This is a genomic window from Phycisphaerae bacterium, assembly GCA_018003015.1.
Lineage (GTDB): Bacteria > Planctomycetota > Phycisphaerae > UBA1845 > PWPN01 > JAGNEZ01.
The window spans coordinates 22,430-30,220 of record JAGNEZ010000069.1; the positions used below are offsets into that span (position 1 = coordinate 22,430).

Consider the following 7,791-nt stretch of genomic DNA (forward strand, 5'->3'; position numbering starts at 1 on the left):
TCTCTGGGAATCCTGCGGCATCAGGGTTCTTCCTGATGACGGGACGGAGAAGCAGAGGATGCGGACTCCAGGCTTGGCGGAGGACGCGAGTCAGGCCGGCGTCGGGAGCCGGATTGGTGGGGGAAACGCTTCAGGGGCCTTGACGATAGGGCTTGAGGGCAGTAGCGTCGGACTGCTCCGGGTAGGTAGCGGTTGCGGCGAGAATGTCGGCGGAGCACTCGGGCAGGAGAACGACGGACGCCGGTTGTGGAAGTTTTGTGGAAGGCCGTACAGGACAATCGGGCCTGTTGGCTCCTCCCGACGTGGTGCAGCGTGCAACCGTATCTGACTGTGACATAGGGGTTTACGTGTTGACGAGAATCCCCGCAGGAACGGAATGATCGAGGCGGGCAGAGTATCCCGCCCTCTCCGTTTCTAAGTCCTTGTGAACATCAGATTCCGTTTTCGGGCGTGTTCCTCAGGTGTGACTTCGCCGCGGCACGAGACACGCACTGAAGGCAATCTCCGTCAGAAGTACATCGTGCCGGTTGACGGCAACGACGGTACACACCCGGTGTCGCCGGCCTGATCCCCCCCCTTGCCCCCGTCCGCAGCCCGCACGAGCGAGCATCCTTCGGCCCCGTCAGGCTGCCGACGGTTCTCCAGATGCACCACACGACCGGGTGCACCGTGGAGCACCCGTCTCGGCGGCTGCGCACCGGCCACGCCCGGGTTCGACCATGCCCGCCGATCGTCCCCCTCACCGTGGCCGAGGCTCCGAGGGAACCGCCTGCTGAACGCGGATTCCGGGGCCTCCCTCCCAAACTTGACCCCCGCGTATTACGTAGTATTATCGCCCAGCCATGAGACGCCGTATGCGCGAGGCCCCATGATCATGCCCAATCACAAGCAGTCCATTGTGACGTTCAAGGCCGAAGGTTCACTGGTCGAAGCCCTCAAGACCCTGCCCAACCGGTCGGAGTTCATCCGGGCCGCCATCCTGGCGGCTCTGGACAACGTCTGTCCGCTGTGCCAGGGCACCGGCCTGCTGACGCCGGAGCAGAAAGCCCACTGGGCCAAATTCGCCGAAGATCACGCGGTCAGAGAGTGCGGCGACTGCCACGAGTGGCACATTGTGTGTTGTCGACCGCCGGCGGAGCGCGTGCACACTCGTCAACGCAAAGGAAACCGAAGGCAGCGACCGGCACGACACCCGAAGTAACCGAGTCTTCATGAAGCAGGAAGCAGTACAATCATGAACCCATCCACCCACCCCACGCGATCTCGATCCGCACCTCTCCGTCTGCGGCTCGGAGTCCTTGCCCTCGGTACGCTGGCCGGCCTGCTCCTGAGCGTCCCCGCCTGCCGACAGAAACCCGTCACTACCCAGCCGTCGGGCGACCGGGTCTCCGTCTTCGTGAGTATTCCCCCGCAGCGCTATTTCGTTCAGCGCATCGGCGGCCATCGGGTGGATGTGGCCGTCCTGGTGCCGCCCGGCCAGTCGCACCACACTTACGAGCCAACACCCAAACAGGTCGTGAGCATCAGCAACGCCCGGGTCTTCTTTCGCATCGGAGTGCCCTTTGAGAAGAATGTCGTGGCCAAGATCGGCGAGGCGGTCAAGACCCTGCGTATCGTGGACACCTCCGAGGGCATTGCGTTTCGGAACATGGATGCCGAGTGCGCCGAGGAACACCATGCCCCGGCTACCGCGCCCAACGCCCACGACGCGGAGCACGAGGGCGACCACCACGAGCCCGGCGAACTGGATCCCCACACCTGGCTGGATCCGCGGCTGGTCAAGCACCAGGCGGCCATCATCTGCAGGGAACTCGTCGCCCTGGACCCGGCCCATGCGGCCGAGTACCAGGCCAACCTGGATGCCTTTCACATCGATCTGGACAACACCGACGCTCGCATCCGAAAGGCCCTGAAGCCGCTTGCGGGACGTGAGTTCTTCGTCTTTCACCCGGGCTTCGGCTACTTCGCCGACGCGTATGGCCTCAAACAGGTGGCGGTGGAAACCGGCGGCAAGCAGCCGTCAGCCAAGCACTTGGAGGAGCTCATCGCCAGAGCGAAGACAGCCGGCGTCCGGCTGATATTCGTGCAGCCCCAGTTCACTCGCCAGAGCGCCGAAGCCGTGGCTCAGGCCATCGGGGGTGCGGTCGTCGTCATGGATCCTCTCGCAGAAAAATACCTCGACAACCTGGTCGACATCAGCAGGAAGATCGAGATGGCCCTGGCGGGCGTCAGCGCGGGAAGCAGCCAGTGAAAGTGGACCCGGTCATTGATCTTCGGGATGTCACCTTCTCGTACGACGGACCACCCGTCGTTTCCAGCGTCACGCTCGCCATACCGCCGCGCGATTTCGTGTGTGCGATCGGGCCGAACGGTGGCGGCAAGACCACGCTGCTGCGGCTCATGCTCGGCCTCATCCGCCCCCAGCGCGGCACGGTGAGCATCCTCGGCGAATCGCCGGAGCGGGCCCGCTGCCGGATCGGCTACATGCCCCAGCACGCTCAGCTCGACCCCCGCTTCCCGGTCAGCGTCATGGACGTCGTGCTCATGGGCCGTCTCGGCCAAGCCCCCCTGCTGGGCGCGTACCGGCGAGCCGACCGGGCCGTTGCCGGTCGGGCGCTGGCGGAGGTCGGACTCGGCCATCTGGCCGGTCGGGCGTTCTCCCAGCTGTCCGGCGGGCAGCGGCAGCGCGTGCTCATCGCCCGAGCCCTGGCCTGCGATCCGGAGATCCTGCTGCTCGACGAGCCCACGGCCAACCTCGATCCGGCCGTCCAGGATGATCTCTACGCCCTCCTCCGCCGCTTGAACGAACGACTGACGATCGTGATCGTCTCCCACGACATCGGGTTCGTGTCGGTTCATTTCAAGACCGTCATCTGTGTCAACCGCACCGTGCACATGCACGCGACCAAGGAGCTGACGCAGCGGGCAGTGGCCGACATGTATGGCCGTGAGGTTCGTCTGCTACATCACCTCGGCACGCCACGCCCGGAGGGAGGCACATGATCGAATTCCTCGACGCACTAGGTACCAATGTGCTCCTTCGCCATGCTCTCCTGGCGGGCATTATCGCCAGCGTCGCCTGCGGGATCGTGGGCAGCTACGTGGTGACGCGCAGAATCACCTACATCGCCGGTGGCGTGGCCCACTGCATTCTCGGAGGAATGGGCGCCGCCCGCTACCTGCACACCGTTCAGGGCTGGACCTGGCTCGAACCGCTTCACGGCGCGGTCGTGGCCGCGGTCGCCGCGGCGCTGACCATTGGCCTGGTCAGCCTTCGGGCCCGCGAACGCGAGGACACGGTGATCAGCGCCCTCTGGGCCATCGGCATGGCCGTGGGCATTCTGTTCATCGCCCGCACCCCGGGATACTACGAAGACCTGATGAGCTACCTGTTCGGCAACATCCTGCTGGTCTCGCGAGAGAACCTCATCCTCATCGGTGGCCTGGACATCATGGTCGTGGCGGTGGGACTTCTCTTCTATAACAAGTTCCTGGCCGTCTGCTTCGACGAGGAGTTCGCTCGGCTCCGGGGAGTGTCGGTCGAGTTCTACTATCTTCTGCTGCTCTGCCTGACCGCCCTCACCGTGGTCGTCCTGGTGACGGTCGTCGGCTTGGTCCTGGTGATCGCTCTTCTCACCCTGCCGGTGGCGGTCGCCGGGCACTTCGCCAGCCGTCTGTGGCAGATGATGCTCCTGGCCACGATGATCAGCGCCGCCCTGACCACAGCCGGCCTTGCGATCAGCTATGGCCCGGAGCTGCCCCCTGGAGCGACAACCATCGCCTTGGCCGGCGCCCTGTACCTTGCCGTTGTCGGCGGCAAATGGCTACTCGCGGAGAGGCGCCGCATCGCCCGATCCGCATGAGGCAACCTGCCGTTTGAAGGGAACCGACTTCGCATGAACTGGATTCTGCCGGAGGGACTCGAGACTACGCCCACGACGTACCTTCTTGTCGTCGGCGCGGCCTTGCTCTTGACCGGCGCCGACAAGGGCGGTTTCGCGGCCGTCGGATCGCTGGCCTTCCCGATGCTGTTGTTCGTCCTGCCGGCCAGGTTCGCCTTGGGAATGTGGGCCCCCATCCTCGTCTTGCTCGACATCTTCACCCTGCGACACTATCCCAAGGAGTGGCGGATCCAGCCCTTGGTCACCATCGCTCCGTGGGTCCTGGTGGGTCTCGTGACCGGTTGGTTCCTGCTCGACAGCCTCGACGCCCGCCTCCTCAAACTGATCGTCGGCGTCCTGTCGGTGGCATTCGTCGTTCTCGATCCGATCCGAGCCCTCCTGGTGAGAAGGGAGGCGAGGGAAAGGCCCGGCGACCTGCAGCACGGCTGGCGTCCCGGATGGGCGACCGCGTCGCCGTTCGGCCTGGCCGCCGGGATCAGCACGATGGTCGCCCATGCGGCCGGGCCGGTGACCACGATCTACTTCCTCCTGCAGCACATGGACAAGCGGGTGTTCGTGGGCACGGCCGCGAGGTTCTACTTCGTCTTCAACACCGTGAAGATCCCCTTCCTCGTGCAAAACCACGTCATTACCACCGATACACTGATCAAGAGTCTCTGGCTGGTGCCGTTTGCACCGCTCACCGTCTGGCTGGGCGCGGCCCTGAACAAGCGCTTGCCCGCCGCCGCCTTTCGGCCGGTCATCTACGGCTTGCTGGCCATCACGGGCGCCTACCTGATCTACAAGAACGGGTAGCCGCCCCGCAAATCGCATGGGCCCAACACCGCAGGTCACGCATTCTCCCAAGGTCATTCCCCAGGACGAACCAGGAACAGATGACCCGAGACTTCTGTTCAACCTGGCGGCCAGGCGCGTTAGAATACGGGGCGGCCGGCACGGGGTCTCGAAGACGGGGTGAGCCGACAGGGCAACGCAAGAAAGGAAGCCGAGCATGGATCGAGAACAGAACCAGCAGTTCACGCGGCGGGCGTTTCTTCGGACCACCGCGGCCGGTGCGGCGGCCACGGGAATCGGGGCCCTGGCAACAAGCGCCCTGGCCGGTGCCGAAATCGCCGCCAAGAGACCTCTGTTACCGGCTGGCGTGCTCGGCAGGACCGGTTTCCCGGTCACCCTGATCAGCTTCGGGAGCATCCGAATAGGCGACAAGCTTGGCACCCGCATCCTCAAACTAGCCATCGATCGCGGCGTCAACCTCGTGCACACCGCAGCCAACTACAGCGGTGGCAAGGCCATCCGCTCGGTCGGCGATCTGTTCAAGGCCGACAAGAGCTACCGCGAAAAGGTCTTTCTGTGCATCAAGAGCTACTATCCCGACCGGGAGAGCGAGATCGACGACCTGCTCAAGACGCTCAACGTCGAACATGCCGAGGCGGCCCTCACCGAACTGCACGAGCCCGATCCCGCCCGCCTGGAAGCCATCCAGAGGCAGCAGGACAGCCTCAAGAAGAAAGGCAAGGTCCGTTACACCGGATTCGTCTGCCACAAGGATATGAACGGTACCCTCGAAATGGTCCTCGATAGGGCACCGAAGTACTTCGACATGGCCCTGCTTTCCATGGCCATGATCCCTGGAGCCAGCGGCCGCAGAGCACAACCCGCCGCCGAAAAGGGTGAACGATTCCTGAAAAACCTCAAGGCTCTCCGCGAGAAAGGCGTCGGGGTCCTTTCGATGAAGAGCGGCGCCCAGGAGGCGACCACAAAAGGCGAGACCGTCTTTCTGCCCCACGCCAAGCTGGTCCTGGAGGCGGGCGCGGACAGCGTGCTCACCAGCGTCAGCACGCTTGACCAGGTGGATATGATCGCCGAGCTGGCCCTCAAGTCACCTCACACCCGCCCGGCCGACAAGCAGGCCGCCATCGACTTCCTCCACACCCGGTCCGGGGCCTGCATGATGTGCGGCGATTGCACCAAATCCTGCCCGCAGAACCTGCCCGTGGCCGACCTGATGCGCTTCCGCATGTACAACGACGAATACGGCTGGCCTGATCACGCCCGCGCCGAGTACGCCGCCATGGGCGTCGATTTCGCGGGCCTCACCGCACGGTGCGGAGACTGCCAGGCCTGCGCCAAGGTCTGCCCGGTCCATCTGGCCAGCCCTGCTACGGTGCGCGACGCGGCCCGACGACTGGCCTGAAGAAGTGCGGCGACAGGCAATCATGACCCTACTCAAAGGGCAACCCGGCGATGTCCGACTGAGTCCGGGCCGCGCGACGTCACCCAGCGTACTACGCCCCACAGGCTCGGCGACGAGCGCGGCCGCACATCCGATAACACCTTTGACCACCTCAAGTCCTTTTTGGCCAGGACCGATACCCCTGCTATGAGACAGTCCCCTTGGACGGACAGCGCGATCGTTCTGTCGCCGACAACAACACCACCCGCCGGCCCGAACGGTGGCCACCAGGAAACCACCGGCCCGGACACCACCGACCAGACGAACTCCGATGATCAGCCCGAGCTGCCGGCCGCCCTCCCACCCGTGGACTGTGCTCCGGTCGGTGGCGGCGTGGCGATAATGACGCAGTTCTGGGGTCTGCTGATCGGCAGGCAACTTGTCTTGCGGCGAAAAACTACCGCCCCACTCAGAAAGTGAATCGTATACTGAGTCCTGGAGGCATAACATGAAGATCGAAGAGATCCTCAAGCTGACGCCAAAACGCGTGGCCATTCTGCTCAAAACCCGCAGGAAACTGGCCGGACCGTCAGCCGATCTGTATGCCGGTCAAGACCTCCGCCGAAGCGTCCGCTGGCCCTTCCCGGGCCAAGTCGAACTCTGGCCAGCAGGCGGCGATGGGCGAGAACGATTCTACGCAACTTGCCACAACCTGAGCACCAACGGCCTGGGCATGATCGCCGACGCATCCTTCGAACCCGGCACACGCGTCGAGCTCGCCTGCCACTTTCCCGAAGCCTCATTCTACGGCAAGGGTGTAATCCGCCACTGCACAAAGATCCCGAAGGGCTACCTGATCGGGCTGCAGTTCGATTTCGAGGAATGACCGCCACAGGCCCGCGCTCGCACCAGACGCCTTCCCCTGAACGTGCTTCATCAACGTCCGTCGGATCCGCTGTCCGCCGGGGCCGAAGCTGAGGCCGCAGGCCAGACGGCGAGCACATGCTCCTGGTAGTACTTGCGCAGGTCTCTCACCAACTCAGGTCGGTCCTGGATCCCGCATCCGTGTCGGTCTCCCTCGGCTAGCGCCTGCTGAAAGCTCCATCGGCCGTACCTGAGACGGTAAGCCATGAACACCGCCCCGGTGTGCTCGACGCCGGAGACACAGTAGACCAGCAGCGGCCGACTCGCCGGATCCGCCAAGACCTGGGCGGCCTTGTCCAAGGCGAGCGTCCACTTCTCGCCCTCGCCCGGAATGGGGATTCGCACCAGTTGGACGCCCTCCCCCCTGAGAACCTGCTCCTCCTCCTGCCGCCTCGGGTGACCACGCTCGTCGGCCTCGAGGGCAAGGACGGCATTCAACTTGTACTCACGAACGACCTGCCGCAACGATTCGGCATCGGGACGCGCGGATCGATACAGCTGCCCCGGCTCCACCTCGGCAAACCGACCCGGGCGGCCATGGCGGCGAGCATGCTTCATCGCGAATGTGCCGCCCAAAATGACGGTCACCAGCAAGCCGAATGCCAGGTAACGATGGAGAACCCGCGTCGGCGGCCCGAGCCTACGTCCAGGCTGGCTCTGTCGGGTATCCATCCGCTGCGGTCTCTCCAGCATGGCGACCGTGGAAACCGAGCAACCTAGTCCTGGTCCCGACCGGCGCCACCCAACAGGCCCGATCGGATCAGGAGATAAACCAGGGTCAGGATGGCACTG

General features: G+C 64.4%; 9 protein-coding genes. 8 read left to right on the plus strand and 1 reads right to left on the minus strand.

What is annotated here, in order from left to right; genetic code table 11:
• The first annotated feature begins 868 nt into the window (after positions 1 to 868).
• From KA354_21135 to KA354_21170, 8 genes are all read left to right on the plus strand, one after another.
• Positions 869 to 1,201 (plus strand): CopG family transcriptional regulator, encoded by a 333-nt coding sequence (locus tag KA354_21135; protein ID MBP7937156.1) that lies wholly within the window; start codon positions 869 to 871, stop codon positions 1,199 to 1,201.
• Between the two features lie 33 nt (positions 1,202 to 1,234).
• Positions 1,235 to 2,251, plus strand: coding sequence for a zinc ABC transporter substrate-binding protein (locus KA354_21140; GenBank protein MBP7937157.1), 1,017 nt, complete (start codon positions 1,235 to 1,237; stop codon positions 2,249 to 2,251).
• Positions 2,248 to 3,003 carry an ABC transporter ATP-binding protein gene (locus KA354_21145; GenBank protein ID MBP7937158.1) on the plus strand — a complete coding sequence of 252 codons (756 nt, stop codon included), beginning with the start codon at positions 2,248 to 2,250 and terminating at the stop codon, positions 3,001 to 3,003. Before KA354_21140 ends, KA354_21145 begins: the two co-directional genes overlap by 4 nt.
• Entirely contained in the window at positions 3,000 to 3,863 is an 864-nt protein-coding gene (locus KA354_21150; GenBank protein ID MBP7937159.1) for a metal ABC transporter permease, read from the plus strand. Before KA354_21145 ends, KA354_21150 begins: the two co-directional genes overlap by 4 nt.
• A gap of 33 nt (positions 3,864 to 3,896) precedes the next feature.
• A complete protein-coding gene (locus tag KA354_21155; GenBank protein ID MBP7937160.1) occupies positions 3,897 to 4,697 on the plus strand; it encodes a sulfite exporter TauE/SafE family protein in 801 nt (266 codons plus the stop codon).
• A 196-nt stretch (positions 4,698 to 4,893) separates the two neighbouring features.
• On the plus strand, positions 4,894 to 6,096 hold the full coding sequence (locus tag KA354_21160) for an aldo/keto reductase (protein MBP7937161.1): 1,203 nt from the start codon (positions 4,894 to 4,896) through the stop codon (positions 6,094 to 6,096).
• Between the two features lie 186 nt (positions 6,097 to 6,282).
• Complete coding sequence (locus tag KA354_21165) at positions 6,283 to 6,555, plus strand: hypothetical protein (protein ID MBP7937162.1); 273 nt, start codon at positions 6,283 to 6,285, stop codon at positions 6,553 to 6,555.
• 28 nt (positions 6,556 to 6,583) lie between these two features.
• Positions 6,584 to 6,961, plus strand: coding sequence for a PilZ domain-containing protein (locus tag KA354_21170; GenBank protein MBP7937163.1), 378 nt, complete (start codon positions 6,584 to 6,586; stop codon positions 6,959 to 6,961).
• A gap of 50 nt (positions 6,962 to 7,011) precedes the next feature.
• Here KA354_21170 and KA354_21175 read toward each other — a convergent pair whose 3' ends face one another.
• Positions 7,012 to 7,671, minus strand: a complete 660-nt coding sequence (locus KA354_21175) for a hypothetical protein (GenBank protein ID MBP7937164.1) — start codon at positions 7,669 to 7,671, stop codon at positions 7,012 to 7,014.
• Positions 7,672 to 7,791: the final 120 nt, after the last annotated feature.